The sequence below is a fragment of the Streptomyces barringtoniae genome, assembly GCF_020819595.1.
GTDB classification, from domain to species: domain Bacteria; phylum Actinomycetota; class Actinomycetes; order Streptomycetales; family Streptomycetaceae; genus Streptomyces; species Streptomyces barringtoniae.
On the sequence record NZ_JAJHNP010000018.1, the window covers coordinates 175,450 to 201,472 of the forward strand.

22 protein-coding genes are annotated in these 26,023 nt (G+C 70.8%); 8 read left to right on the top strand and 14 right to left on the bottom strand.

What is annotated here, in order from left to right:
• Nucleotides 1-56: 56 nt before the first annotated feature.
• Together LMU33_RS29305 and pta are read right to left on the bottom strand one after the other, a co-directional pair.
• On the bottom strand, nt 57-1,277 hold the full coding sequence (locus tag LMU33_RS29305; RefSeq protein WP_228623631.1) for an acetate kinase: 1,221 nt from the start codon (nt 1,275-1,277) through the stop codon (nt 57-59).
• 23 nt (nt 1,278-1,300) lie between these two features.
• Complete coding sequence (gene pta / locus LMU33_RS29310) at nt 1,301-3,376, bottom strand: phosphate acetyltransferase (RefSeq protein ID WP_228623632.1); 2,076 nt, start codon at nt 3,374-3,376, stop codon at nt 1,301-1,303.
• A gap of 219 nt (nt 3,377-3,595) precedes the next feature.
• On the opposite strand from pta, the gene LMU33_RS29315 reads away from it, so the two are divergent.
• Nucleotides 3,596-4,621 carry an ATP-dependent 6-phosphofructokinase gene (locus LMU33_RS29315; protein ID WP_228623633.1) on the top strand — a complete coding sequence of 342 codons (1,026 nt, stop codon included), beginning with the start codon at nt 3,596-3,598 and terminating at the stop codon, nt 4,619-4,621.
• Between the two features lie 39 nt (nt 4,622-4,660).
• On the opposite strand, the gene LMU33_RS29320 is transcribed toward LMU33_RS29315, so the two are convergent.
• The 6 genes from LMU33_RS29320 to LMU33_RS29345 form a co-directional block, all read right to left on the bottom strand.
• Complete coding sequence (locus tag LMU33_RS29320; RefSeq protein WP_228623634.1) at nt 4,661-5,350, bottom strand: helix-turn-helix domain-containing protein; 690 nt, start codon at nt 5,348-5,350, stop codon at nt 4,661-4,663.
• Nucleotides 5,351-5,539: 189 nt separating this feature from the next.
• Entirely contained in the window at nt 5,540-6,367 is an 828-nt protein-coding gene (locus LMU33_RS29325) for a carbohydrate ABC transporter permease (RefSeq protein ID WP_228623635.1), read from the bottom strand.
• Nucleotides 6,368-6,374: 7 nt separating this feature from the next.
• Complete coding sequence (locus LMU33_RS29330; protein WP_228623636.1) at nt 6,375-7,232, bottom strand: carbohydrate ABC transporter permease; 858 nt, start codon at nt 7,230-7,232, stop codon at nt 6,375-6,377.
• Nucleotides 7,229-8,602: an extracellular solute-binding protein gene (locus tag LMU33_RS29335; protein WP_228623637.1), complete on the bottom strand. Its 1,374-nt coding sequence runs from the start codon at nt 8,600-8,602 to the stop codon at nt 7,229-7,231. Before LMU33_RS29335 ends, LMU33_RS29330 begins: the two co-directional genes overlap by 4 nt.
• A 114-nt stretch (nt 8,603-8,716) precedes the next feature.
• Entirely contained in the window at nt 8,717-9,409 is a 693-nt protein-coding gene (locus LMU33_RS29340; protein ID WP_228623638.1) for a response regulator, read from the bottom strand.
• The gene (locus LMU33_RS29345; protein WP_228623639.1) at nt 9,406-11,037 is read right to left on the bottom strand and encodes a sensor histidine kinase; all 1,632 of its coding nucleotides are present in this window, start codon (nt 11,035-11,037) and stop codon (nt 9,406-9,408) included. The genes LMU33_RS29340 and LMU33_RS29345 overlap by 4 nt, the downstream gene beginning before the upstream one ends.
• A 155-nt stretch (nt 11,038-11,192) precedes the next feature.
• Between LMU33_RS29345 and LMU33_RS29350 the strand changes: the two genes are divergently transcribed.
• Nucleotides 11,193-12,572: a cation:dicarboxylate symporter family transporter gene (locus LMU33_RS29350; protein ID WP_308280818.1), complete on the top strand. Its 1,380-nt coding sequence runs from the start codon at nt 11,193-11,195 to the stop codon at nt 12,570-12,572.
• A gap of 112 nt (nt 12,573-12,684) precedes the next feature.
• Here the strand turns inward: LMU33_RS29350 and LMU33_RS29355 are convergent, their stop codons facing one another.
• Complete coding sequence (locus tag LMU33_RS29355) at nt 12,685-13,308, bottom strand: TetR/AcrR family transcriptional regulator (protein ID WP_228623640.1); 624 nt, start codon at nt 13,306-13,308, stop codon at nt 12,685-12,687.
• Between the two features lie 136 nt (nt 13,309-13,444).
• On the opposite strand from LMU33_RS29355, the gene LMU33_RS29360 reads away from it, so the two are divergent.
• Nucleotides 13,445-15,118 carry an MFS transporter gene (locus tag LMU33_RS29360; protein WP_228623641.1) on the top strand — a complete coding sequence of 558 codons (1,674 nt, stop codon included), beginning with the start codon at nt 13,445-13,447 and terminating at the stop codon, nt 15,116-15,118.
• A 110-nt stretch (nt 15,119-15,228) separates the two neighbouring features.
• Nucleotides 15,229-15,993 (top strand): DUF2127 domain-containing protein, encoded by a 765-nt coding sequence (locus tag LMU33_RS29365; RefSeq protein WP_228623642.1) that lies wholly within the window; start codon nt 15,229-15,231, stop codon nt 15,991-15,993.
• An 88-nt stretch (nt 15,994-16,081) separates the two neighbouring features.
• On the opposite strand, the gene LMU33_RS29370 is transcribed toward LMU33_RS29365, so the two are convergent.
• On the bottom strand, nt 16,082-16,975 hold the full coding sequence (locus LMU33_RS29370; protein ID WP_228623643.1) for an aldo/keto reductase: 894 nt from the start codon (nt 16,973-16,975) through the stop codon (nt 16,082-16,084).
• A gap of 1 nt (nt 16,976) precedes the next feature.
• Nucleotides 16,977-17,882 (bottom strand): NAD-dependent epimerase/dehydratase family protein, encoded by a 906-nt coding sequence (locus tag LMU33_RS29375; protein WP_228623644.1) that lies wholly within the window; start codon nt 17,880-17,882, stop codon nt 16,977-16,979.
• A gap of 45 nt (nt 17,883-17,927) precedes the next feature.
• Between LMU33_RS29375 and LMU33_RS29380 the strand changes: the two genes are divergently transcribed.
• The 4 genes from LMU33_RS29380 to LMU33_RS29395 all read left to right on the top strand — a co-directional run bounded on the left by LMU33_RS29380 (nt 17,928) and on the right by LMU33_RS29395 (nt 21,655).
• Entirely contained in the window at nt 17,928-18,443 is a 516-nt protein-coding gene (locus LMU33_RS29380; RefSeq protein WP_228623645.1) for an Lrp/AsnC family transcriptional regulator, read from the top strand.
• Between the two features lie 52 nt (nt 18,444-18,495).
• The gene (locus LMU33_RS29385) at nt 18,496-18,924 is read left to right on the top strand and encodes a MerR family transcriptional regulator (RefSeq protein WP_228623646.1); all 429 of its coding nucleotides are present in this window, start codon (nt 18,496-18,498) and stop codon (nt 18,922-18,924) included.
• Entirely contained in the window at nt 18,921-19,253 is a 333-nt protein-coding gene (gene trxA, locus LMU33_RS29390; protein ID WP_283844217.1) for a thioredoxin, read from the top strand. The genes LMU33_RS29385 and trxA overlap by 4 nt, the downstream gene beginning before the upstream one ends.
• A gap of 140 nt (nt 19,254-19,393) precedes the next feature.
• On the top strand, nt 19,394-21,655 hold the full coding sequence (locus LMU33_RS29395; RefSeq protein ID WP_249814401.1) for a HelD family protein: 2,262 nt from the start codon (nt 19,394-19,396) through the stop codon (nt 21,653-21,655).
• Nucleotides 21,656-21,731: 76 nt separating this feature from the next.
• On the opposite strand, the gene glgB is transcribed toward LMU33_RS29395, so the two are convergent.
• From glgB to LMU33_RS29410, 3 genes are all read right to left on the bottom strand, one after another.
• A complete protein-coding gene (gene glgB, locus LMU33_RS29400; RefSeq protein ID WP_228623660.1) occupies nt 21,732-23,936 on the bottom strand; it encodes a 1,4-alpha-glucan branching enzyme in 2,205 nt (734 codons plus the stop codon).
• A 78-nt stretch (nt 23,937-24,014) separates the two neighbouring features.
• Complete coding sequence (locus LMU33_RS29405; RefSeq protein ID WP_228623647.1) at nt 24,015-25,388, bottom strand: maltokinase N-terminal cap-like domain-containing protein; 1,374 nt, start codon at nt 25,386-25,388, stop codon at nt 24,015-24,017.
• Between the two features lie 86 nt (nt 25,389-25,474).
• The coding region (locus LMU33_RS29410) for an alpha-glucosidase C-terminal domain-containing protein (RefSeq protein ID WP_228623648.1) at nt 25,475-26,023 on the bottom strand (549 nt) is incomplete at its 5' end.

Below are 26,023 nucleotides of genomic sequence, written 5' to 3' on the forward strand. Positions count from 1 at the left end.
AATATTCCGTCTGGCGGAAGATACAAATGAGTGCCGCACCGCTCAGGTGCTGCTATTCAGTTGTTCTTTCCGACCAGTGCGTAGGTCTGCGTCGCGATCTCCAGTTCTTCATCCGTCGGCACCACGGCGACCGCGACACGCGCACCCTTCGGCGAGATGATCCTGGCCCGGTCCGCTCGCACCGCGTTCAGCTCCGGGTCGACCGCCAGGCCCAGGGACTCCAGGCCCGCGACCGCCGCCTCGCGCACGGGCGCCGCGTTCTCGCCGACCCCCGCCGTGAACGCGACCGCGTCCACCTTCCCGAGTACGGCGTAATAGGCGCCGATGTACTTCTTGAGCCGGTGAATGTAAATGTCGAACGCGAGAGCGGCCGCTTCGTCACCCTCGTCGATCCGGCGGCGGATCTCCCGCATGTCGTTGTCCCCGCACAGACCGAACAGACCGCTCCTCTTGTTGAGAAGAGTGTCGATCTCGTCCATGGACATATCCCCAACCCGGGCCAAATGGAAGATGACGGCCGGATCCACATCACCGGAGCGCGTACCCATCACCAGCCCCTCCAAAGGGGTGAGCCCCATGGAGGTGTCCACGCAGCGGCCCTTCTCCACCGCGGTCGCCGACGCGCCGTTGCCCAGGTGCAGCACGATCACGTTGACCTCGGACGGGTCCTTGCCCAGCAGCCGCGCGGTCTCCCGCGAGACGTAGGCGTGCGAGGTGCCGTGGAAGCCGTAGCGGCGGATGCGGTACCGGTCGGCGATCTTCGGGTCGATCGCGTAGCGCGCGGCCGGCTCCGGCATCGTCGTGTGGAACGCGGTGTCGAAGACGGCGACCTGGGGCAGGTCGGGGCGCAGCGCCCGGGCGGTGCGGATGCCGGTCAGGTTGGCCGGGTTGTGCAGCGGGGCGACGGGGATCAGCCGCTCGATCTCGCTGAGCACCTCGTCGTCGATGACCGTCGGCTCGGTGAAGAACATTCCGCCGTGCACCACCCGGTGTCCGATCGCGGCCAGCTCCGGCGAGTCGAGGCCCAGGCCGCCCCGGCTCAGCTCCTCGGCGACCGCCTTCAGCGCGGCGTCGTGGTCGGCGATCGGCCCGGTGTGCTCGCGGGTGTCGCCGGTGGTGAGGCAGGTGTGCTTGAGCCGGGAGGCCTGCTCGCCGATGCGCTCCACCAGCCCGACGGCGAGCCGGCTCGCGTCGCGCATGTCGAGCAGCTGGTACTTCACCGACGAGGAGCCGGAGTTGAGGACGAGGACGCGGCTCGCCGGGAGATGTTCTGTCACGGTGATTCGGATGCTCTCTGTGGTCAGTTGGCGGGCGTCTGGGCCTGGATCGCCGTGATGGCGACGGTGTTGACGATGTCCTGGACGAGCGCGCCCCGGGACAGGTCGTTGACCGGCTTGCGCAGACCCTGCAGGACCGGTCCGACGGCGATCGCGCCGGCCGAGCGCTGCACGGCCTTGTAGGTGTTGTTGCCCGTGTTGAGGTCCGGGAAGATCAGAACCGTTGCCTGGCCGGCGACGTCGGAGCCGGGCAGCTTGGTCGCGGCGACGGACGGCTCCACCGCCGCGTCGTACTGGATCGGGCCCTCGATCTTCAGGTCGGGCCGCCTGCTGCGCGCCAGTTCGGTGGCCTCGCGCACCTTGTCGACGTCGGCGCCCGAACCGGAGGTGCCGGTGGAGTACGACAGCATCGCGATCCTGGGCTCCACGCCGAACTGCGCCGCCGTGGTCGCCGACTGGATGGCGATGTCCGCGAGCTGCTCGGCGTTCGGGTCGGGGTTGACCGCGCAGTCGCCGTAGACCAGCACCTTGTCGGCCAGGCACATGAAGAAGACGGACGAGACGATCGACGACTCCGGCCTGGTCTTGATGATCTCGAAGGCGGGCCGGATGGTGGCCGCCGTCGAGTGCACCGACCCGGACACCATGCCGTCGGCCAGGCCCTCCTGGACCATCAGGGTTCCGAAGTAGTTGACGTCCGATACGACGTCGTAGGCCAGCTCGGCGGTCACGCCCTTGTGGGCCCGCAGCCGGGCGTACTTCTCGGCGAAGGCGTCGCGCAGCTCGGAGGTGGCCGGGTCGATCAGCTGGGTGTCGCCGAGGTCGACGCCGAGGTCGGCGGCACTCTTGCGGATCCTGTCCTCCGGCCCGAGCAGGGTCAGATCGCACACGCCCCGGCGCAGCAGCACCTCGGCCGCGTGCAGCACCCGCTCCTCGGTGCCTTCCGGCAGCACGACCCGGCGCTTTTCGGAGCGGGCCTGCTCCAGCAGCTTGTGCTCGAACATCATCGGGGTGACCCGGTCGCCGCTGGGGGCGCTCACGCGCGCGGCCAGCCCGGCGGTGTCGGCGTACCGCTCGAACAGGCCGAGCGCCCGCTCCGCCTTGCGCGGGGTGGCCGCGTTCAGCTTGCCCTCAAGGGAGAACAGCCGCTCGGCGGTGGGGAAGCTGTTGCCCGTCACGGAGAGCACCGGGGTGCCCGGGGCGAGGCGGGCGGCGAGGGTGAGGATCTCCTGGCTCGGCACCTCGTTCAGGGTGAGCAGCACGCCGGCTATCGGCGGGGTGCCGGCGCTGTGCGCGGCCAGCGAGCCCACGACCAGGTCGGCGCGGTCGCCCGGGGTCACGACCAGGCAGCCGGGGGTCAGGGCGCCGAGCAGGTTGGGCAGCATCGCGCCGCCGAAGACGAAGCCGAGGACGTCCCGGGCGAGCCCGGAGTCGTCGCCGAGCAGCACCCTGGCGTCGAGGACCTGCGCGATCTGGGCCACGGTCGGCGCGGACAGCGCGGGCTCGTCGGGGACGACGTAGCAGGGCACCGGCAGCCGGTTCGCGAGCCGCTCGGCGATCTCGGCGCGGTCCTCGCGTGCCACCCGGTTGGTGACCATCGCCAGCACGTCGCAGCCCAGGCCGTCGTACGCCCGGTAGGCGTTGCGGGTCTCGGCGAGCACGGACTCGGTGGTCTGCCCGCGGCCGCCGACCACCGGGATCACGGAGGCGCCGAACTCGTTGGCGAGGCGGGCGTTCAGGGACAGCTCGTCCGGCAGCTGGGTGTCGGCGAAGTCGGTGCCGAGGACGAGGACGACGTCGTAGTCGCGCGCGACCAGGTGGAAGCGGTCGACCAGCGCGGAGACCAGTTCGTCGGTGCCCTGCTCCGCCTGGAGCGCGGACGCCTCCTGGTAGTCCATGCCGTAGACCGTCGCCGGATCCTGAGAGAGGCGGTACCGCGCCCGCAGCAGCTCGAACAGCCGGTCGGGGCCGTCGTGCACGAGCGGACGGAACACGCCCACCCGGTCGACCTGCCGGGTCAGGAGCTCCATGACCCCCAGCTCCACGACCTGGCGGCCGTCACCGCGGTCGATCCCGGTCACGTACACGCTGCGCGTCACGCGTCCACTCCGTTCCTCATGCTGTATGACCTGCACTGACCTGTACGCCTTGAATGTCGCGTCATCGGCATAAAAATCGCCCACCAAGGTGAGCAGAACCCTCTTGACAATACCCCCGACGCCAGATAAGGCGCCCGTCAAGTGGCTCAGTGTCCCGGCGGACGTGAAACAATCGACACTGGCTCACCGGTAACGACAGCGAGCAGGAGACACAGCACGATGCGCATCGGAGTTCTCACCGCAGGCGGCGACTGCCCCGGCCTGAACGCCGTGATCCGGTCGGTCGTGCACCGGGCGGTTGCGCAGTACGGCGACGAGGTCATCGGCTTCGAGGACGGCTACCGGGGTCTGCTCGACCGGCACTACCGCAGCCTCGACCTGGACGGGGTCAGCGGCATCCTGGCCCGCGGCGGCACCATCCTCGGCTCCTCCCGGCTGGAGCGCGACCGGCTGCGCGAGGCCTGCGACGGGGCCGCCGACATGGTCGAGGAGTTCGGCATCGACGCGCTGATCCCGATCGGCGGCGAGGGCACGCTCACCGCGGCCCGCATGCTCTCCGACGCGGGCCTCCCGGTCGTCGGAGTCCCCAAGACCATCGACAACGACATCTCCTCCACCGACCGCACCTTCGGCTTCGACACGGCCGTCGGCGTGGCCACCGAGGCGATGGACCGCCTGAAGACCACGGCCGAGTCCCACCAGCGCGTGATGGTCGTCGAGGTGATGGGCCGGCACGCCGGCTGGATCGCCCTGGAGTCCGGCATGGCCGCCGGCGCCCACGGCATCTGCCTGCCCGAGCGCCCCTTCGACCCCGCCGACCTGGTCAAGATGGTCGAGGAGCGCTTCGCCCGCGGCAAGAAGTTCGCCGTCATCTGCGTCGCCGAGGGCGCCCACCCCGCCGAGGGCACCATGGACTACGGCAAGGGCGAGATCGACCAGTACGGCCACGAGCGCTTCCAGGGCATCGGCACCGCGCTGGCGTACGAGCTGGAGCGGCGCCTCGGCAAGGAGGCCAAGCCGGTCATCCTCGGCCACGTCCAGCGCGGCGGCGTCCCCACCGCCTACGACCGCGTCCTCGCCACCCGCTTCGGCTGGCACGCCGTCGAGGCCGCGCACCGCGGCGAGTTCGGCCGGATGACCGCGCTGCGCGGCACCGACATCGTGATGGTGCCGCTCGCGGAGGCGGTCACCGAGCTGAAGACGGTGCCGAAGGACCGCATGGACGAGGCGGAATCGGTCTTCTAGGCCACCCGGCCGGTCTTCCGGACCGTACCTGTCGGCCTGCTACGCCGACCTGTCCGCCACGCCCTCCCAGAAGTTCTCCACGATCCGGTCGAGGAAGTCCCGGCCGGACTCGCTGGCGCTCGTGGTGCCGCCGCCCCAGCTCAGGGTGGCGGCCATGTGCCCCTGGTAGTCCTCGTAGAGCTGCTGCAGCACGCCTTCGAGGACATCCGTGTCCAGGGGCGCGAGCTTGCGCACGGGCCGCACATAGGCCTGCCAGCGGGTGGTCACCGCGCTGTGCAGCAGGTCGGCGAGCTTCGCCTCGCGGCCGGTGACGGCGACGAAGTCGGGCAGGGCCAGGTCCAGCACCCGGGCGAGCGCGGCCGACTGGCGCTCGTTGCCCCGCCACTGCCCGTTCTCCTCCATGCGCAGGTAGCTGCGCAGGTCCATGTCGACGGCACGGGCGAGGTCCTCGGGTGCGACGGCGCGGGAAATGCGATGCTCGCGCAGGGTCTGCGGCCGGCCGAGGAGTTCGCCCGGGGAACACCACAGCACCCCGGCCAGCGCGGTGAGTTCCGGGTGGCTCGGGGCAACCGAGCCGCGTTCCCAGGCGATCACCAGATCGGGTGTGACGTAGGGCAGGCCGTACGAGGCCCGCATGCCGTAGGCGACGTGCTCGGGGCCCATACCGAGCGCGGCGCGCAGCCGGCGGGCCGCCGGGGCGTTGAAGGGGGGAGCTGAGGGTTGGCGCACCTCGCACAAGCTAGGGGGCGCTGTGACGGGATGGCTACGGTCAGTTCGGACAGGATCACGGATTGTCGGAACGTACAGTTCCGGCCGTTCGGTATGTAACGGACGGACCACCCTTACGGCGCACCTCTTGACCCCCTTCCCGCGCGCCCCCTGACCGACCCCCTTCGGTCCGTGCCCTGGTCCCCCCGCTCATCCCTTGACCGCCCCGCCCAGCGCGAAGCCACCTCCCAGCCGTCGCGCCACCAGGACGTAGAGCAGGATCACGGGCGTCGAGTAGATGACGGAGAACGCGGCGAGCTGGCCGTAGGCCACCATGCCCCGGTTGCCGAAGAAGTCGTTGATGCTGACCGAGGCCGGCATCTGGTCCGGGGTGAGCAGCAGCATGAAGGGGACGAAGAAGTTCCCCCACATCATCACGAACGAGAACACCGTGACGACGGCGAGCCCCGGACCCATCAGCGGCAGCACGATGCGGACCAGGGACTGCAGCGAGGACGCCCCGTCCGTCCAGGCCGCCTCCTCCAGCTCCTTCGGCACCCCGTCCATGAAGTTCTTCATCAGCCAGATGGCGAAGGGGAGTTGGGAGGCGGCGAAGAACAGGATCGTGCCCTGCAGGGTGTCGATCAGGTTCACCCGCACGAACAGCGCGTACACCGGCACCATGATCGCGGTGATCGGCAGGCTCGTCGCGAACAGGACCGACAGCAGGAACGGCCGGTTGAGCCGGGAGCGGAAGCGGGAGAGCGGATACGCGGCGAGGGCGGCGCAGGCGACGGTCAGTGCCGTGGCGCCGCCGCACAGGATCAGGCTGTTGAGCAGCGGGGTGTAGGTGATGTCCGGGGTCAGGATCGCGTCGAAGTTGCCGAGGGTGAACCCGTCCGGGGTCTTCACCCTGAGGTCCGCGTGGGGGTCCACGGAGGACAGCACCACCCAGGCGAGGGGCAGCGCGAAGGCGACGGCCACGACCAGGAGCGAGACATCGGCGGCGAGCCGCCGCGAGGTGCGCTTGCGGGACATTGCGTGCTCACACCTCCGTCCGCAGCAGCCGCAGGTAGACGACCGAGAACAGGGAACCGACGAGCAGCAGGAGCAGGGCGACCGCCGTGCCGTACCCGATCATGCTGTTCTGGAAGGCCTGTTCGTACATGAACAGCGGCAGCGTCTGGCTCTTGTTGCCGGGGCCGCCCCGGGTCATCACCCAGATCAGCCCGAAGACGGACAGCGTCTGCAGGGTGTTGAGCATCAGGTTGGTGCCGATGGACCGCCGGATCATCGGCAGGGTGATGTGCCACATCCGCCGCCATCCGCCGGCCCCGTCCACCTCGGCGGCCTCCGTGATCTCGGCCGGTATCTCGTCCAGCGCGGCGGAGTAGACGAGCATCGAGAACGCCGTACCGCGCCAGACGTTGGCGAAGGACACGGCGAGGATCGGCAGCGTGAACAGCCAGTTCTCGCGCGGCAGCCGAAGCCAGTCCAGGATGGCGTTCAAGGTCCCCTCCCGCCGGAAGAAGGCGTACAGCAGGAACCCGGCGACGACTTCCGGCAGCACCCACGCGGTGACGACGACCCCGCCGGTGAGGGTGCGCACCGGTTTCGAGGCCCGCTTCATGAGCGCCGCCAGGGCGAGCCCCAGCGTGTTCTGCCCGACGAGCGAGGACAGCACGGTGAACACCAGGGTCAGCCAGACGGCGTTCAGGAACGCGTCGTCCCGGAAGGCGTGCCGGAAGTTGGCGAAGCCGACGAACGACGCGTGCGCCTGACCGGTCAGCTGCAGGTCGGTGAAGGCGATCCAGACGCAGTACGCGATCGGCCCGGCGAGGAAGAGCAGGAGCAGGACGAGGGCGGGGGTGAGCGGGAGGGCGCGGCTGATCCGGCGCCTCATTTGCCGACCACTTGGCCGCCGGTCACGTCCTTGAGCGTGTCGTCGTACCCGGCGGCCGCCTCCTGCGCCGACTGGTCGCCGGTCGTCACGCCCTCCATGGCCTCCTGGATGGCCGTCGACACCTTCGGGTACGCCGGGTACGCGGGCCGGTAGTGCGTGCTGGACACCAGGTCGGTGAAGAACCTGATGCCGGGCTGGGCGGTGGCGTAGCCGGGGTCGGCGGCGACGTCCTTGCGTACCGAGATGCCCGAGTTGACGATGTACCACTTCTTGGCGTTCGCCTCGGTCTGCATCGTCCTGATGAAGTCGAAGGCGAGGTCCGGGTTGCCGGCCTTGGCCGGGATGGCCCAGGTCCACCCGCCGGACATGCTGACCTTCCCCGGCGCCTGCCCGTGCTCGGTCGGCATGTACGCCAGCCCCAGCTGCTTGGACCAGTCCGGCCACTCGTGGCCGCTGCCCGGGAGCCAGGTCAGCGGAAGCCAGGAGCCGTCGAGGTTGATGCCGATCTTGCCCTGGGGGAGGAGCTCGCCCATCACGGTGGTGGCGAAGTTGGGGTCGAGGGCGTCGGAGACGTCGGGCCCGAGCTTCTCCTTGAAGACGGTTTCGACGAACTTCAGCGAGTCCGTGAACCCCTGGCTCCCGGCGATCCACTTCTTGCTGCCGCTGTCGTACAGGGGGTCGGACTTTCCGTCGCCTGTGCCGTAGAGCAGCATTTCCATGCCCTGCATGGTGGCCCGCTCACCCGCCGGCTTGCCGGTGTAGATGTTGAGCGGGGTGACGCCGGGGACCTTCTGCTTGATGGTCCGGGCGGCGGCGAGGACGTCGTCCCAGTTCTTCGGCTGCCAGTTCTCCGGCAGCCCGGCCTTGCGGAACACCCGCTTGTCGAACCACAGTCCGCGGGTGTCGGTGCCGTCCGGAACGCCGTACGTCTTGCCGTCCTCACCCCTGGCCGCCGCCTTCGCGGTGCCGAGGAACTGGCCCCAGTCCGGCCACTTGGCCAGGTACGGGTCGAGCGGTTTCAAGTACCCGCTCGTGATGTCGGAGTTGATGAGGAAGGTGTCCTCGTAGACCAGATCGGGCGCGGTCCTCGGCGAGCGCAGCATCTGCTGGAGCTTGGTGTAGTACTCGGAATCCGGGGCCTTGACGGGCACGAACTCGACCTTCTTCCCCGGGTACTTCTTCTCGAAGTCCTTCTTGATCCCGGCGAGGTAGGTGTCCATCACCTTCACGGAGTTGTCCGTGGACTGCTTGTACGACACCTTGATCGTGTTCGGACTGCTGCCGGAGCCGTTGCCGCACGCGGTGAGGGCGGTGGCGGCGAGAGCGGCGGTGAGCAGGGCGGAGAGGGCGGCGGTGGGGCGCACGGGCATGACCTCCTGAGGGCGCACTGCTGAGTGGCCAGGTGGTTGCCGTGTGAAGGTAAGAGGAGTGGTCTAGTCAGGTCAATGTGCCTGCACGGGATTGGAGTCCCGGCCTCCCCGGCCTCACCGCCCCTGCGGCACCCACCGATAGACCAGCTCGGGCCTGCCCACCTGCCCGTACAGCGGGCTCCGGCCCGCCCGCCCCGCCTCCACCAGGTGCTCCAGGTACCGGCGCGCGGTGATCCGGGAGATGCCGACCGCCTCGGCCAGCCCGGCCGCGGTCAGTCCCCCGGTAGCCTCGCGCAGTGCTCCCGTCACCCGTTCCAGCGTCGGGCCGCTCAGGCCCTTCGGCAGCGCGGCGGGCGACGGGGCCCGCAGGGCCGCCAGTGCGCGGTCGACCTCGTCCTGGCCGCTCGCCTCGCCCACCGCCGCACGGAACTCGGCGTAGCGGACCAGGCGGTCCCGGAGCGTGGCGAAGGTGAAGGGCTTCAGGACGTACTGGACGACGCCCAGGGAGACGCCCTCGCGGACCACCGCCAGGTCCCGGGCCGACGTGACCGCTATGACGTCCGCGTGATGGCCGGCCGCGCGCAGGGAGCGGGCCAGCTGCAACCCGTGCACGTCCGGCAGATGCAGGTCCAGCAGCAGCAGGTCCACGGCCGTACGGTCCAGGAGGCGCCGTGCCTCCGCGCCCGTGTGCGCCTTGCCGACCGCGACGAATCCCGGCACCCGGCCGACGTACATGACGTGCGCGTCGGCGGCCACCGGGTCGTCCTCGACGACCAGGACGCGGATGGGCTGCGGCTCGTTCGTCATCTGCTGCCACCCGCGGGGGTACGCAGCGGCAACCGCACCTCGAACACCGCTCCGCCCCCGCCCTTCTCGTCGGACTCCGCCACCGTCAACGTGCCCTCGTGGCGGGTCACCGCCTGCCGGACCAGGGCCAGCCCGAGGCCCCGTCCGCCGGGCCCGGCCGGCTTCGTCGAGAACCCCCGCTGGAATACCAGGCCGGCATGGTCCGCGTCGACACCCGGGCCCGTGTCGGACACCCTGAGGACCACCTCGGTGTCCGAGGCGTACGCCGTCACCGTCACCCGCGCCCGGATGCTGCCCTGCGCCGCGTCCACCGCGTTGTCGATCAGGTTGCCGAGGATGGTCACGAGGTCGCGGGCGGGCAGGTCGGCCGGGAGCAGGCCGTCGTCCAGGCGGCTGTCCTCGGACACCACCAGCTCCACGCCCCGCTCGTTGGCCTGGGCCGTCTTGCCGAGCAGCAGGGCGGCGAGCACCGGTTCGCCGACCGCCGCGACCACCTGGTCGGTCAGCGCCTGGGCCAGCTCCAGTTCCGCCGTGGCGAACGCCACCGCCTCCTCGGCCCGGCCCAGCTCGATCAGCGACACCACCGTGTGCAGGCGGTTGGCGGCCTCGTGCGCCTGTGAGCGCAGCGCCTGGGTGAAGCCCCGCTCCGAGTCCAACTCGCCCATCAGGGACTGGAGTTCGGTCACGTCGCGGAGTGTGGCCACCGTTCCGCGGTGCTCTCCGCCCGACACCGGGGAGGTGTTGACCACCAGCACCCGGGACGCCGTCAGGTGCACCTCGTCCACCCGGGGCTCGGAGGACAGCAGCGCGCCGGTCAGCGGGGCCGGCAGGCCCAGCTCGGCGACCGAGCGGCCGATCAGCTCCGTGTCCGGAGCCCCCAGGCCCAGCAGCTCCCGTCCGCCGTCGTTGATCAGTGCCACCCTGTACTGCCCGTCCAGCATCAGCAGGCCCTCGCGGACCGCGTGCAGCGCCGCCTGGTGGTAGTCGTGCATCCGGCTGAGCTCGGTGGCGTTCATGCCGTGGGTGTGGCGGCGCAGCCGGGCGTTGATCACGTAGGTGCCGACCGCGCCGAGCAGCAGGGTCGCGCCGGCGACGCCGAGCAGGGCCGTGACCTGGCCCTGGACCCGGGCGCTGATCGCCTCCACCTTGATGCCGGCGCTGACCAGGCCGATGACGCGGCCGTTCTCCTCGATCGGGGTGACCGCGCGGACGGAGGGTCCGAGGGTGCCGGTGTAGGTCTCGGTGAAGGTGTGGCCGTGCACGGCGGGGCCGATACGGCCGAGGAAGCGTTTGCCGATCTGCTTCCGGTCGGGATGGGTCCAGCGGATGCCCTCCGGGTTCATGATCGTGACGAAGTCGACGTCCGCGTCCCGCATGACCATGAGCGCGTACGGCTCCAGCGCCGCCGTGGGACGGGGGGTGTGGATCGCCGAGCGAACCGAGGGGGCGTCCGCGATCGAGCGGGCCACCGCGGTGACCTGGCGGACCGCCGCGTCCTCGGCCTGCCGCTGGTCGCCGACGTAGGTGAACAGCGCGTACCCGGCCACGACCACCGCTATCAGCACGGCCTGCATGGCGAACAGCTGGCCCGCGAGGCTGCGAGGACGGGGGAGGGACGGGAAGCGCATGTCAGCAGTGTGCCTCTCCGGTTAAGCGTGAACTAAATGAACGGAAGGGTGACCGCCCTCACAGGGCGGGAGATAGTCACGGCATTCCCCGAACAAAGCCCGGACGTGAGCCGCACGCCGGTTGTTCACCGACGAAGACGTCAAGGAGGGCAGTCGTGGCCGCCAGCTCCCCCGACACGGCACCTGCCGCAGCCCGCGTGAAGCGGGACCGGACCCACTACCTGTACATCGCCGTCATCGTGGCGGTCGCGCTCGGTATCGCCGTGGGCCTCATCTGGCCCGACGCCGCGGTCCAGCTGAAGCCGCTCGGTACCGGCTTTGTGAACCTGATCAAGATGATGATCTCGCCGATCATCTTCTGCACGATCGTGCTCGGGATCGGGTCCGTACGCAAGGCCGCCAAGGTCGGCGCCGTCGGCGGTATCGCCCTCGGCTACTTCGTCGTGATGTCGCTCGTCGCGCTCACCATCGGCCTCGTCGTCGGCAACGTGCTGCACCCCGGTGACGGGCTGCACCTGACGAACGCGATCAAGCAGAGCGGCCACGCCCAGGTGTCCACCGAAGCGCTGCCGCCCGTCCAGTTCGTGCTGTCGATCATCCCGACCACGTTCGTCTCCGCCTTCACCGGGGACCAGGTCCTCCAGACGCTGCTGGTGGCCCTGCTCGCCGGGTTCGCGCTGCAGGCCATGGGCCCGGCCGGGCAGCCGGTGCTGCGCGGCATCGAGCACATCCAGCGGCTCGTCTTCCGCATCCTGTCGATGGTCATGTGGGCCGCGCCGGTCGGCGCCTTCGGCGCGATCGCGGCCGTCACCGGTTCGGCCGGACTCGACGCGCTGAAGAGCCTCGCCGTGCTGATGCTCGGGTTCTACGTCACCTGCTTCCTGTTCGTCTTCGTCGTGCTCGGCGCGCTGCTGCGGATCGTCGCGGGCCTGAACGTCTTCTCGCTCTTCAAGTACCTGGCGCGGGAGTTCCTGCTGATCCTGTCCACCTCCTCCTCCGAGTCCGCGCTGCCGCGGCTGATCGCGAAGATGGAGCACCTGGGCGTCAGCAGGCCGGTCGTCGGCATCACCGTGCCGACCGGTTACTCCTTCAACCTCGACGGCACGATGATCTACATGACCATGGCCTCGCTGTACATCGCGGACGCCCTGGGCACGCCGATGTCCGTCGGCGAGCAGATCCCGCTGCTGCTCTTCCTGCTGCTCGCCTCGAAGGGCGCGGCGGGTGTCAGCGGCGCCGGTCTCGCCACGCTGGCCGGCGGCCTGCAGTCGCACAAGCCCGCGCTGGTCGACGGGGTCGGGCTGATCGTCGGTATCGACCGGTTCATGAGCGAGGCCCGTGCGCTGACGAACTTCGCGGGCAACGCGGTCGCCACGGTGCTGGTGGGCACGTGGACGAAGGAGATCGACAAGGCACGGGTGCGGCAGGTCCTCGCCGGTGAGCTGCCGTTCGACGAGACCACGCTGATGGACGAGGGGCAGGGGACCGGCACCGGGGTTCCCGAGCCGAGGGAGGGGGAGCTGGCCAAGGCCTGATCCCCGGGAAGGAACTCCGGATGCCCGGCCCCGCCTGAACCCGGGCCGGGCATCCGGGAACCACCGCCGGGCGGCTGGGGCTCCCCCCGTACCCCAGCCGCCCGGCTTTTCGTCATTTCCCCTCGCTCACCCTGGCCACCAGCTCGGTGGCCGTCGAGGCGGGTACGCCCGCCGCGGTCAGGACCGTGACCGTGGCCGAGCGGCCCGCCTCCTGTGCTGCCAGGAGGCCGTCGTTCACCGCCTCCATCACCGCCATGATCATCTGTTCGTGCACGTACGCCAGCGCCGGCGCCGGCAGGGGTGAGCTGAACACCCCCTGATCCAGGCCGTGCTGGAGCAGTTCGACCTTGCCCGCGCGCAGCGGGGCGAGGCGTTCGCGGATGCCCTGGACGGTGACCGTGCGCTGGGCCAGGGCGATCAGCAGCCGGTAACGGTCGGCGATCTCCCCGATGGCGAGCACCGAGCGGGCCACCGCCTCCGCCGGGTCCGTGACCCCGTCACGGGCGCGGGCGTCCGCGTCCGCCAGCGCCGCCACGGCCTCGTCGACGAGGGTGCTGATCAGCGCCTCACGGCTGGGGAAATGGCCGTACACCGTCCGTCGTACGACTCCCGCGGCGCGCGCGATCTGGTCCATGGAGGCGTCGGGATCGCGCAGCAGTTCGGCGAGGGCGACGTCGAGGATGCGGCGCCGGTTGGCGTCGGCGCGGCTGGTGTTACCCGTGGTCATGGCGGTCATTGTGCCTTCCCCGGTCAACTTGCACAGCAGTGTGCAAAGGCGTACCTTGCACATGGCTGTGCAATTGCACGCTGCTGTGCAAGTCAACTCCGCAGCTCACGTTCTCGTCGCACATCCGAGGAAGGCGACCCCTGCCATGCGACTCGTCATGACCGAACCGGTCGAGAAGATGGAGCGCCCGTACGCCCGGCGCTGGTGGGCACTGCTCGTGCTCTGCCTGAGCCTGCTGATCATCGTGATGGCCAACACCGCCCTCACGGTCGCCGCGCCCGACATGACGAAGGACCTCGGGCTCTCCAGCGCCGACCTGCAGTGGGTGATCGACGGCTACACCGTCCCCTACGCGGCGCTGATGCTCCTGCTCGGTGCCATCGGCGACAAGTACAGCCGGCGCGGCGCGCTCGTCCTCGGGCTCCTCGTCTTCGGCGCCGGTGCCGTCTTCGGCTACCTCGCCGACAGCGCGGCGACCGTCATCGCCGCCCGCGCCGTGATGGGCGTCGGGGCGGCGCTGATCATGCCCGCCACGCTCTCCCTGCTCGCCGCGACCTTCCCGCGCGCCGAGCGGGCCAAGGCGATCACGCTGTGGACCGCCACCGCCGGCCTCGCCATCGCCGCCGGTCCCGTGGTCGCGGGCGCCCTGCTGCGCGACCACGGCTGGTCCTCGACCTTCCTGATCAACGTGCCCGTCGCGGCCGTCGCGCTCGTCGCCGCATTCGTCCTGATCCCGCCCTCCAGGGCCGGCCATCACGACCGCATCGACTACGTCGGCGGACTGCTGTCGGTGATCTGGACCGGCTCGCTGGTCTACATGATCATCGAGGGCCCGCACTTCGGCTGGGGCGCGAAGGCCGTCACGGCGGCGGTCGTCGCGGGCGCCGGCCTGGTCGCCTTCGTCCTGTGGGAGCTGCGCCACCCCCGCCCGATCCTGGACGTCCGCCGCTTCGCGCACCGCCGCTTCGCCGGCTCCAACCTGGCCGTCGCCCTGTTCTTCCTGGCCGTCTTCGGCGCCTTCTACTACCTCACCCAGCACCTGCAGTTCGTCCTCGGCTACGACGCCCTGGAGACCGGCGTGCGCATGCTGCCGCTGGCCGGCGCGGTCTTCGCCGGTTCGGCGCTGACCGGCTGGCTCACCCCGCGCGTCGGCATGAAGTGGACCGTCACCGCGGGCATGGTCGGCGGCACGACCGCGCTGGCCCTGCTGACCCGGGTGGACGCGGCCTCGACGTACGCCGATTTCGTGGCCCCCCTGATCATCCTCGGCCTCGCCATCGGCCTGGCCCTCTCGCCCTGCACCGACGCCATCATGGGCGCCTTCCCGGAGTCCGAGCTGGGCGTCGGCGGCGCGGTCAACGACACCTCGCTGGAGCTCGGCGGCTCCCTCGGCATCGCCATCCTCGGCTCGCTGCTCGCCACGTCGTACGGCAACCATCTGAGTGACGCCACCGCGGGCAGCAGGCTCCCGGCGAGCGCCCTGGACACCGCGCAGGACTCGGTCGGCGCCGGGTACGCCGTCGCCCAGGGCATCGGCGAGAAGGCGCACGCGCTGGCCGCGCAGGCCGCCCACACCAAGGACCCCCAGCAGGCCGCACAGTTCAAGCAGCAGGCCGCCGAACTCGCCTCCGGCGCCCGGCGGATGGCGGACGCGGTCGGCTCCTCCTTCTCCGACGCCGTCGCGCACACCAGCCTGGTCGGCGCGGTGATCCTCGGCATCGGCACGGTACTCGTGGGCATCCTGCTGCCGCGCCGTGAAACCGCCGCGCCGGAGGTGAAGACCGAGGAGAGGGAACTGGTGAACAGCTCGGCCGAGTGACGGTTTCCCGCCTCCATCCGCTAACGTGCCGCTCCGGACCGACCGGAACGGCACGTTCGTGCCTGGCGTCAGTACATGTGAGTCAGCAGCTGTATGGAGGCACGGGGGACATGAAGATCGACTGGGACCGGCGGACCTGCGCACGCAAGGGCCATGTGACCTACGCACCCGACGACCCCCGGCTGCGACTGAGGCTGCACGCCGAGACCGCGCTCGGGGAGGTCTGGCGCTGCCTGCGCTGTGGCGACTTCGTGCTCGGTGAGCCGCACGGCTCCGGCCCGGCCGGGGACGCCCCGCTGGTGCCGCGCGGCAAGGTCCTCCGGGACCTGTTCATCCTCCGCTTCCTGGCCATCGAGCGGGCGGTGCGCGGGGTGTTCATCGTGCTGGTCGCGGTCGCGGTGTGGAAGTTCAGCAACAGCCAGGACTCGGTGCGCCGGCTGTTCAACGAGTACCTGGACGTCTTCCGCCCGGTCTTCCGCCACTTCCACTACGACCTCGACCACTCACCGGTCGTCGGCTCCATCCAGAAGGTGTTCGGCTACAAGCACTCCACGCTGCTGCTGGTCGCGGCCCTGCTGCTCGCCTACGCGCTGATCGAGCTGGTCGAGGCGGTCGGCCTCTGGTACGCCAAGCGCTGGGCGGAGTACCTGACGGTGGTCGCCACCGCCGCCTTCCTCCCCCTGGAGATCTACGAACTCACCGAGAAGGTCAGCTACCTGAAGATCGCCACGCTCACCCTGAACATCCTCGCGGTCCTCTACATCGCCCTGGCCAAGCGCCTGTTCGGCCTGCGCGGCGGCCGCCGCAGGTTCGAGGAGGAGCGCCACAGCGCCTCCCTGATGGAGGTGGAGGAGTCGGCGGGGGTGACCGTCTGATTCCGGACGGGACGCCTGCCGCCCCGCCGGGGACACCACCGACCGGTTCCGGCTGCGGACCCTGACGGCGATCACGGGCCGCGGCGCCTCACCGGGGCCGCGCGGCCTGCGTCAGACGGGTCAGCTCCTCCTGCGTCAGCACCAGGTCCGCGGCGCCCGCCGAGTCCCGGATCGTCTGCGGGCGGCTCGCGCCCGGGATCGGGACGACGGTCGGGGACAGCGACAGCAGCCAGGCCAGACAGACCTGCTGGGGGCTCACCCCGCGCTCCCGGGCCACCTCGTGGAACGCCGGGTGGCGTGCACCGGCGGTCTGCCCCGACGGGCCGTCCAGGGAGCTGCGGGAGATCCCGCCGAGGGGGCTCCACGGCAGGAACGCCAGGCCCAGCTCGGCGCACAGCCGCAGCTCGGGATCGCTGTCACGGGTCTCGGGGGAGTAGCGGTTCTGTACGGAGACCAGACGGTCGCCGAGGATCGCACGGGCCCGGTGGATCTGGTCGGAGCTCACGTTCGACAGGCCCGCGAGGCGGATCTTGCCCTCCTCGAGCAGGTCACGCAGGGCGCCGACGGACTCCTCGAAGGGGACGGCCGGGTCCGGCTTGTGCAACTGGTAGAGGCCGATGGCCTCGACCCCGAGCCGCTTCAGGGAGGCCTCCGCGGCAGCCTTGAGATGCGCGGCTGTGCCGGTGACCGTCCAGCTGCCGTCGGCCGGCCGGCCCCGGCCGCCCTTGGTGGCCACCAGGACGCCGTCCGGGTCGCCGCCGTAGGTCGCCAGGGCACGGGCGAGGAGCAGTTCGTTGTGGCCGGGAGCCTGGCCGGGCAGGTGGTAGGAGTCGGCCGTGTCCAGCAGGGTCACGCCCGCGTCGAGAGCCGCATGGATCGTGGCCAGGGCGCGGGTCTCGTCCGGCCGGCCCTCGATCGACAGCGGCATGGCGCCGAGCCCGACCGCGCTCACCCGCAGTCCGCCAAGAGTGCGGCAGCGCACGTCAGATGTCCTTTCCGAGCATCTCGGAGACGGCCTTCGGCAGCCACTCCCGTACGTCCCCGAAGGCGAAACCAAGCCGCACGGCCCGGGAGTTGTCCATCGCGTAACGGCGGCGGAAGGCGAAGGGGGAGGCTGCGCCGTCCGTCACCTCGAACACCGGCGTGCCGCCGTCGATCCGGGCTGCGACCGTCTCGCACAGCTCCTGCACCGTCAGCTCTCCGTGCGAGGCGGCGTTGACCGGTCCCGTGAACTCCTCGCCCGCCGCCCAGAGCATGAAGTCGGTGATCTCCTCCACGTGGATGTACGTCGCCGGCCGCGCCACGGGCGGTACGGCGATGGGGGCGCCGGTGCGGATGCGGTCCGCGTAGTGCTCGAGGCGGCCCGTGAAGTCGTCCGCACCGCCGAGCACATGCGCCACGCGCACCGAAGCGAACGGGAAGCCGGCGCCCGTGAGCACCGCTTCCGCCTGCCGCTTGCCCTCGCCGTAGTGCGCCTCGGTGAATTCCGGGTCGTCCCAGGGGAGTTCCTGTTCCACCGCGACCGTACCCGGATCGACCGCGCTCTCCGGCACCGGCGCCGGGGAGTCCTCGTGCTCGTACACCTCCACCGTCGAGGTCATCACATAGCGGCCGGTGCGGCCGGCGAAGACCCGGCGGGCGATCTCCGCCTGGCGCGGGGTGTAGCACACCTGGTCGAGAACGACGTCGAATGCGCGGGTCCCGAGCGCGTCGGTCAGCGCCTTCTCGTCGTTGCGGTCGGCCACCAGGTGCTCCGCGCCGGGCGGCGGGGCCACCGACCCCCGGTTCAGGACCGTCACCCGGTCACCCGCCGCCAGCAGCCGCCCGATCAGCCGCTTGCCGAAATAGCGGTTGCCGCCGATGACCAGTACCTCTCGTGCCTTTGTCATGACCATAATTCTCCGGGCCGGCACACAGGTCCTGAAGGGGGAGACATGGGAGATACGAGCGCCGCACCGAAGGAAACGCGGCATCTGCGGGCCGTCGCCAACGAAACACCGGTGGTGTTCGACGCGGTGGACCGGCAGATCCTCCAGCTGCTCCAGACCGACGGGCGGATCAAGCTGAGCGAGCTGGGCCGGCGGGTCAGTCTGAGCCCGGCGGCCGTCACCGAGCGGGTGCGCCGGCTGGAGGCGGCGGGCGTCGTCGAGGGATACGGCGCCCGGGTCGCGCCCGCCCGCCTCGGCTACGGCATCCAGGCCTTCATCCGGGTGAACCCGCACGGCGGCTACACCCTCAAGCACCCGAGGACCCTGGAGCTGATCGAGCGACCGGAGATCACCGAGGTGCACCACGTCGTCGGCGAGGACTGCTGGATCCTCAAGATCGCCGTCACCGGCACCGCGCACCTGGAGGAGATCCTGGAGCAGACCTCGGCGCTGGGACGCACGACGACCTCGATCGTGCTGTCCTCGCCGGTGCGCCGCAAGCCGTTGCTGCCACCGACGTGAAGGGAGCCCACCGCTTGCCTTGACGCCGACGTCAACACCTACCGTCGTAGGCATGCGAATCGGCGAGCTGGCCGCACGGGCCGGAACCACCACCCGCACCCTGCGCTACTACGAGGCACGGGGGCTGCTGCCCGCCCGGCGCGACGACAAGGGACACCGCACCTACGACGAGGGCGACCTGCGGCTGCTCCGGCAGATCCGGACGCTGCAGGACTTCGGGTTCGACCTGGAGGAGACGCGGCCGTTCGTGGAATGTCTGCGCGCCGGGCACCCTGAGGGCGACTCCTGCCCGGCCTCCCTGCTGGTCTACCGGCGCAAGCTGGACGAGCTGGACGCGCTCATCGGGCAGCTGACGGCCGTGCGGGAGACGGTCGCGGGGCAGTTGCGGCGGGCGGAGCGGGCGCGGGACGCGCTGGCCGCCGAGGCGCTGGTTCCGGGGGGTCCGGAACCCGTGTGCGAACTGGGAGGGCTCACGCGATGAGTGTGGCGAGCGGACTGGCCGAGGTGACGGACGCGGATTTCCAGGCGGAGGTGATCGGCGCCGACCTACCGGTCCTGGTGCAGTTCACGGCCGACTGGTGCGGTCCGTGCCGGCAGCTGGCGCCGGTGCTGAAGGACATCGCCTTCGAGGAGGGCGACCGGCTGAAGATCGTGCAGCTCGACGTCGACCGCAATCCGGAGACGACGGTCGCCTACGGGGTGCTGTCCACGCCGACCCTGATGGTCTTCCGGGACGGTGAGCCGGTGCGGTCGATGGTGGGGGCGCGGCCCAAGCGGCGGCTGCTGGAGGAGCTGGCCGACGTGCTGTGAAGCAGAGCCGCCCACGAAAAAAATCCCCTGAGCAATTGCGCTCGGGGGATTTCTCTGCGTATATTCAGTGGTTCGTGACTTGATTTCGAACAAGTCACGGAGAACTTCACTGGGCACAGTATATCCGGGCGGGAGCGGAATTGTCAAACACCGAATTTCCGGACGATGAATTGCGGCATGAGCAGGAATTCATCGACGGACTGTACGCGCGCGTGGACGTACTGCGCGGCAAGGCCGAGAGCTCGGTCGCGGACGCGCTCGCCCAGGGCGACAAGCCCATGCAGGCCCGGCTGGAGCGGGACATCCTGGTCGCCGAGCGCTCGGGGCTGCTCGCCGCGCTGAACGCCGTCGACGGCTCGCTCTGCTTCGGCCGGATCGACCTCGCCGACGGCACCGCCCACCACATCGGCCGGATCGGGCTGCGCGAGGACGACGCCGAGCGCACCCCCGTCCTCGTCGACTGGCGGGCCGACGTCGCCCGCCCCTTCTACCTGGCCACCGGGCACACCCCGATGGGCCTGCGCCGCCGCCGGCACATCAGCACCGAGGGCCGGACGGTGACCTCCCTGCACGACGAGATCCTCGACCTCGGCGACGCCACCCGCACCGGGTACGAGGACCACAACGGGGACGCCGTGCTGCTGGCCGCGCTGAACTCGGCGCGCACCGGCCGCATGAGCGACATCGTGCAGACCATCCAGGCCGAGCAGGACGAGATCATCCGGGCGCCGTACCGCGGGGTGCTGGTGGTCGAGGGCGGGCCCGGCACCGGAAAGACCGCGGTCGCGCTGCACCGCGCCGCCTACCTCCTGTACGAGTACCGCGAGCTGCTGGCCCGCCGGGCCGTCCTGATCGTCGGCCCCAACCCGGCCTTCCTCGGCTACATCGGCGAGGTGCTGCCCTCCCTCGGCGAGACCGGAGTGCTGCTGGCCACGGTGGGCGAGCTCTTCCCCGGTGTGAAGGCGACCGCGACCGACACCCCGGAGGCGGCCGCCGTGAAGGGCCGTGCCGACATGGCCGACGTGCTCGCCGCCGTCGTACGCGACCGGCAGGCCCTGCCGGACCCGGTCATCGCGATCGAGCACGACCGCGAGGTCCTGATGCTCGACGACGGACTGGTCTCCGTCGCCCGGGAGCGCACCCGCGCCGCCAAGCTGCCGCACAACGCCGCCCGCGAGCACTTCGAGGGCCACATCCTCAACACCCTCACCGAGCTGTACGCCGAACGCGTGGGCACCGACCCGTACGACGGCTCCAGCCTGCTCGACGCCTCCGACATCACCCAGATCCGCGACGAACTCGCCGAGAACCCCGAGGTGTGGTCCGCGATCGACCAGCTGTGGCCGCGGATCACCCCGCAGCGCCTCGTCGCCGACTTCCTCGCCGCACCCGACGGCCATCTGGACGACGAGGACGCGGCCGCCGTCCGCCGCCCGGTGACCCGCGCCTGGACCGTCGCCGACGTCCCCCTCCTGGACGAGGCGGCCGAACTCCTCGGCGAGGACGACCGGCTGGCGCGGGCGCGTGCCGACCGCGAGCGCGAGACCCAGATCGCCTACGCCCAGGGCGTGCTCGACGTGTCGTACGCCTCCCGGACCTACGAGTTCGAGGACAGGAACGACGAGGACTCCGAGGTGCTGTCGGCGCACGACATCATCGACGCCGAGCGGTTCGCCGAGCGGCAGGAGGAGGCTGACCACCGCAGCGCCGCCGAGCGCGCCGCGGCCGACCGGACCTGGGCGTTCGGGCACATCATCGTGGACGAGGCGCAGGAGCTGTCGCCGATGGCCTGGCGGCTGCTGATGCGGCGCAGCCCGACCCGCTCGATGACCCTCGTCGGCGACCCCGCCCAGACCGCCGAGGCGGCCGGTGTCGGCTCCTGGGCGGACATCCTCGCCCCCTATGTCGAGGACCGCTGGGAGCACACCCGGCTCGGCGTCAACTACCGCACCCCGGCCGAGATCATGGAGCTGGCCGCGGCCGTCGTCCGCGCCGAGAACCCGGACTTCGAGCCGCCGAGCTCGGTCCGGTCGACCGGGGTACGGCCCTGGGTGCGCCGGGCCGACGGCGACCTGCCCGAAACCGTGGCCAAGGCGGTCGCCGAACTCACCCCGGCCGAGGGCCGCCTCGCGGTCATCGCGCCGCGCGAGCTGCACCGCTTGCTGGCCACCCGGCTGGACGGCGTCACGGCGGGCGCCGAGCCCGACCTGACCCGCACGGTCGTGCTGCTCGACCCCCGCCAGGCCAAGGGCCTCGAATTCGACTCGGTCCTGGTGGTCGAGCCGGGCGCGTACGGCACGAGCGACCTGTACGTCGCCCTGACCCGGGCCACCCAGCGGCTCGGCGTGCTGTACACGCACGAACTGCCTCAGGCGCTGGCCGCGGGCATCACCGGGGAGTAGGGGAACCGCCGGTGGGTGACGGCGGCGGATGGCTCGGGAGTCGAGCACCTGTACGGTCGTCGCAGGTGCCTCGACCTCAGGCCGGCCTGAGCCAGAGGGTGGCCAGCGGCGGCAGGGTCAGCCGGATGCTGGCCGGGCGGCCGTGCCACCCCTGGGGCTCGGGTTTGATGATGTCGGGGTTGGTGATGTCGCCGCCGCCGTACCGCGCGGCGTCCGTGTTCAGCGACTCGTGCCAGGCGGGTACCTCCTCGGGCACGCCGAGCCGGTAGTCGTGGCGGACCACCGGGGACATGTGGGAGACCGCGAGGAGCGGGTTGCCGTCGGCGTCCAGGCGCAGGAAGGCGAAGACGTTGTCGTCCGCCGCGTCTCCGGTGATCCACTGGAAGCCCGCCGGGTCGGTGTCCCGCTGCCACAGTGCCGGGACCGCCCGGTACAGCGCGTTCAGGTCCCGCACGAGATCCCGTACGCCCCGGTGGTCGGCCTCGGCGCCGTAGGACGGGTCGAGCAGCCACCAGTCGGGGCCGTGCGCCTCGGACCACTCGGCCCCCTGCGCGAACTCCTGCCCCATGAACAGCAGTTGCTTGCCGGGGTGGGCCCACATGTAGCCCAGGTAGGCGCGGTGGCCGGCGCGCTGCTGCCACCAGTCACCGGGCATCTTCGACACCAGGGACCGCTTGCCGTGCACGACCTCGTCGTGGGAGATGGGCAGGACGTAGTTCTCGCTGTACGCGTACACCATCGAGAAGGTCATCTCGTGGTGGTGGTACTTGCGGTGCACCGGCTCGTGGCCCATGTACTGCAGCGAGTCGTGCATCCAGCCCATGTTCCACTTCAGGCCGAAGCCGAGCCCGCCGAAACCGCTCGGGCCCGTGTGGTGGGTGGGGCGGGTGACGCCGTCCCAGGCCGTGGACTCCTCGGCGATGGTCACCACACCCGGGCAGCGCCGGTAGACCGTGGCGTTCATCTCCTGCAGGAAGGCCACCGCGTCCAGGTTCTCCCGGCCGCCGTGCTCGTTCGGCGTCCACTGGCCCGGCTCGCGCGAGTAGTCCAGGTAGAGCATGGAGGCGACCGCGTCCACGCGCAGGCCGTCGATGTGGAACTCCTCGCACCAGTACACGGCGTTCGCCACCAGGAAGTTGCGCACCTCCTTGCGGCCGAAGTCGAACTCCAGGGTGCCCCAGTCCGGGTGGGCGGCCCGCAGCGGATCGTGGTGCTCGTACAGCGGACGCCCGTCGAACTCGGCCAGCGCCCAGTCGTCGCGCGGGAAGTGCGCCGGCACCCAGTCCATCAGCACACCGATGCCGGCCCGGTGCAGCCGGTCCACCAGGTACTTGAAGTCGTCCGGAGTGCCGAGCCGGGCCGTCGGGGCGTAGAACCCGGTGACCTGGTAGCCCCACGAGCCGCCGAAGGGATGCTCGGCGACCGGCATCAGCTCCACGTGCGTGAAGCCCATCTCCCGTACGTAGGCCGGTAGTTGCTCGGCCAGCTGCCGGTAGGTGAGGCCGGGGCGCCAGGAGGCCAGGTGGACCTCGTAGACGGAGAAGGGCGCCTCGTGCACGGGCGTGTCGGCCCGGTGTGCCATCCATTCCGCGTCGGCCCACTCGTGCTCCGTGACGTCCACGATCGACGCGGTCGCGGGCGGGACCTCCGTACGGCGGGCCAGCGGATCGGCGCGCAGGGTGCGCGAGCCGTCGGGGCGGGTGATCTCGAACTTGTACACCTCGCCCGCGCCGATCCCCGGCACGAACAGCTCCCACACCCCGGAGGAACCCAGCGAGCGCATCGGGAAACCGGTGCCGTCCCAGAAGTTGAAGCCGCCCGCGATCCGCACGCCCCGCGCGTTGGGCGCCCACAGGGCGAACCGGGTGCCGGACACCCCCTGACGGGTGGTGACGTGCGCGCCGAGCGCCCGCCACAGCTGCTCGTGCCGGCCCTCGCCGATCAGGTGCAGGTCCAGCTCGCCGAGGGTGGGCAGGAAGCGGTAGGGGTCCTCGGTGTCCAGTACGTTCCCCTCGTACGCCACCAGCAGCCGGTACTCCGGTACCCCTGCGAGCGGCAGCAGCCCCGAGAAGAACCCGTCGCCGTCGTCGTGCAGTTCGGCCCGCAGCTCGCCGGTGACGACCGTGACGGACAGCGCGTACGGCCTGAAGACCCGGAAGACCACGCCTCCGGGCACCGGGTGCGCGCCCAGCACCGCGTGCGGGTCGTGGTGGGTGCCGTGCAGCAGCCGCTCACGGTCGGCGGGGGTGACACCGGCCGCCGGACGCTCGTGCGCCGGCACCTTCTGCTTCGGAACCGTCTTCTGCCTGGTCCTGGTGTGCTTCTTGCCCTTCGGGGTCACGGACGAGCCTCCTGGTCTTCACGCGGCGAGGCGACGGATCGCCGAGAGCGGTACGGGCAGCCAGTCGGGGCGGTGCCGGGCCTCGTAGACGGTCTCGTAGACCGCCTTGTCGGTCTCGTAGGCCCGCAGCAGCACCGGATCGGTGCGCGGATCGCGGCCGGCCACCTCCGCGTACCCGCAGCAGTAGGCGGCCCGGCACACCCGCGTCCAGTCCGGCGCGGGCGGGGTCACGGAGTGGGCCGCGTAGTCGAAGGAGCGGAGCATCCCCGCGATGTCCCGCACCGGCGGCTGCGGCATCCGCCGTTCGGCCGGCGGCCGGGCCGGCTCGCCCTCGAAGTCGATCAGCGTCCACTCCCCGGACGGGGAGCGCAGGCACTGGCCCAGGTGCAGATCGCCGTGGATCCGCTGGGCGGTCCAGGTGCGGCCCTCGGCGGCGAGGGAGGCCAGCGCCGCATAGGCCGAGCGCAGCCCGCTCTCGTACGGCCGCAGGCTGGGCACCGCCTGGACGGCCGCCGCCAGCCGCTCGGTCATGCCGTCGGCCAGCGACTGCAGCTGCACATGACCGAGGGTGACCGTCGGCAGGGCGCGGGCGAGCGCGGTGTGCACCTCGGCGGTGGCCCGGCCCAGCGCCCGCGCCTCGGCGGCGAAGTCCTCGCCCTTGGCCAGCTCGCGCAGCGCCAGCTCCCAGCCGTCGCTCGCTCCGCTGACGAAGGGCTGGAGCACCGCCAGGACGTACGAGTCCGTTCCCAGCTCGGCGTGCAGCCAGGCGGTCGGCGCGGGCACCCGGGGGCAGCCCTCGCGGGCCAGTGCCAGGGGTATCTCCAGGTCGGGGTTGACGCCGGGTACCACCCGGCGCAGGAGCTTCAGGATGAAGGTATCGCCGTAGACCACCGACGAGTTGGACTGCTCGGCGGTCATCAGCCGGGCCACGAGGCCCTCACGTATCTCCTGGCGCGGGTCCCGCTCGAAACACAGCCCGCCGATGCGGGCCCGGGTGCGCAGGGCCTCCAGGAGCACTTCGGCGGGCCGTGGGTCGTACAGGGCCTCGTACACCGTGCGTCCGGCGAGCGGCCCGTCCTCCACATGTCCGATCAGCGCGGGCGCCAGCCGGGGCGGCAGCGCCTCGCGCACGCCTATGAGGAGCTGGTAGCAGTCGCCAGGGTGGGGTTCGGCGCCCGGCGTGGACGGCTGGTGGACGCGCAGCAGCAGGTGGTAGAGGCCCAGCCGGCCGTCGGGCGGCAGCAGTTCGGTGACGGCCACGGGGGTGAACCCGGTGACCGGACGCCCCTTGCCGGCGAACCAGCGCTGCCTCGGCAGCCACTCGCGCAACAAGGGGTCGAGCGAGGCGAGGAGAGGAGTGTTGGTGCTGGAAGATGTGACCGTTTCCGCCATGGGCGTCACGTCCTTTCCCCGGGTCGTCGGGGTGTTACTGATGCGTGCCCCGGGTGGGGCGGTGGAAACCGCCCCACGAGGGCCCACTACGCGGCGTCCCGCCGCAAGCGGAACCAGTAGAAGCCGTGCCCCGCGAGGGTGAGCAGGTACGGCAGTTCGCCGATCGCCGGAAAGCGGACCCCGCCGAACAACTCGACCGGGTGCCGCCCGCCGAACCGGCTCAGGTCCAGCTCGGTGGGCTGTGCGAAGCGGGAGAAGTTGTGGACGCACAGCACGAGGTCGTCCTCGTACTCGCGCAGGAAGGCGAGCACGGCCGGGTTGGTGGACTGCAGCTCGTTGTAGGACCCCAGTCCGAAGGCAGGATTCTGCTTGCGGATCTCGATCATGCGGCGGGTCCAGTGCAGCAGCGACGACGGCGAGGACATCGACGCCTCGACGTTGGTGACCTGGTAGCCGTAGACCGGGTCCATGATCGTGGGCAGGAACAGCCGTCCCGGGTCACAGGACGAGAAACCCGCGTTGCGGTCGGGGGTCCACTGCATCGGGGTGCGCACGGCGTCGCGGTCGCCGAGCCAGATGTTGTCACCCATGCTGATCTCGTCGCCGTAGTACAGGATCGGCGAGCCGGGCAGCGA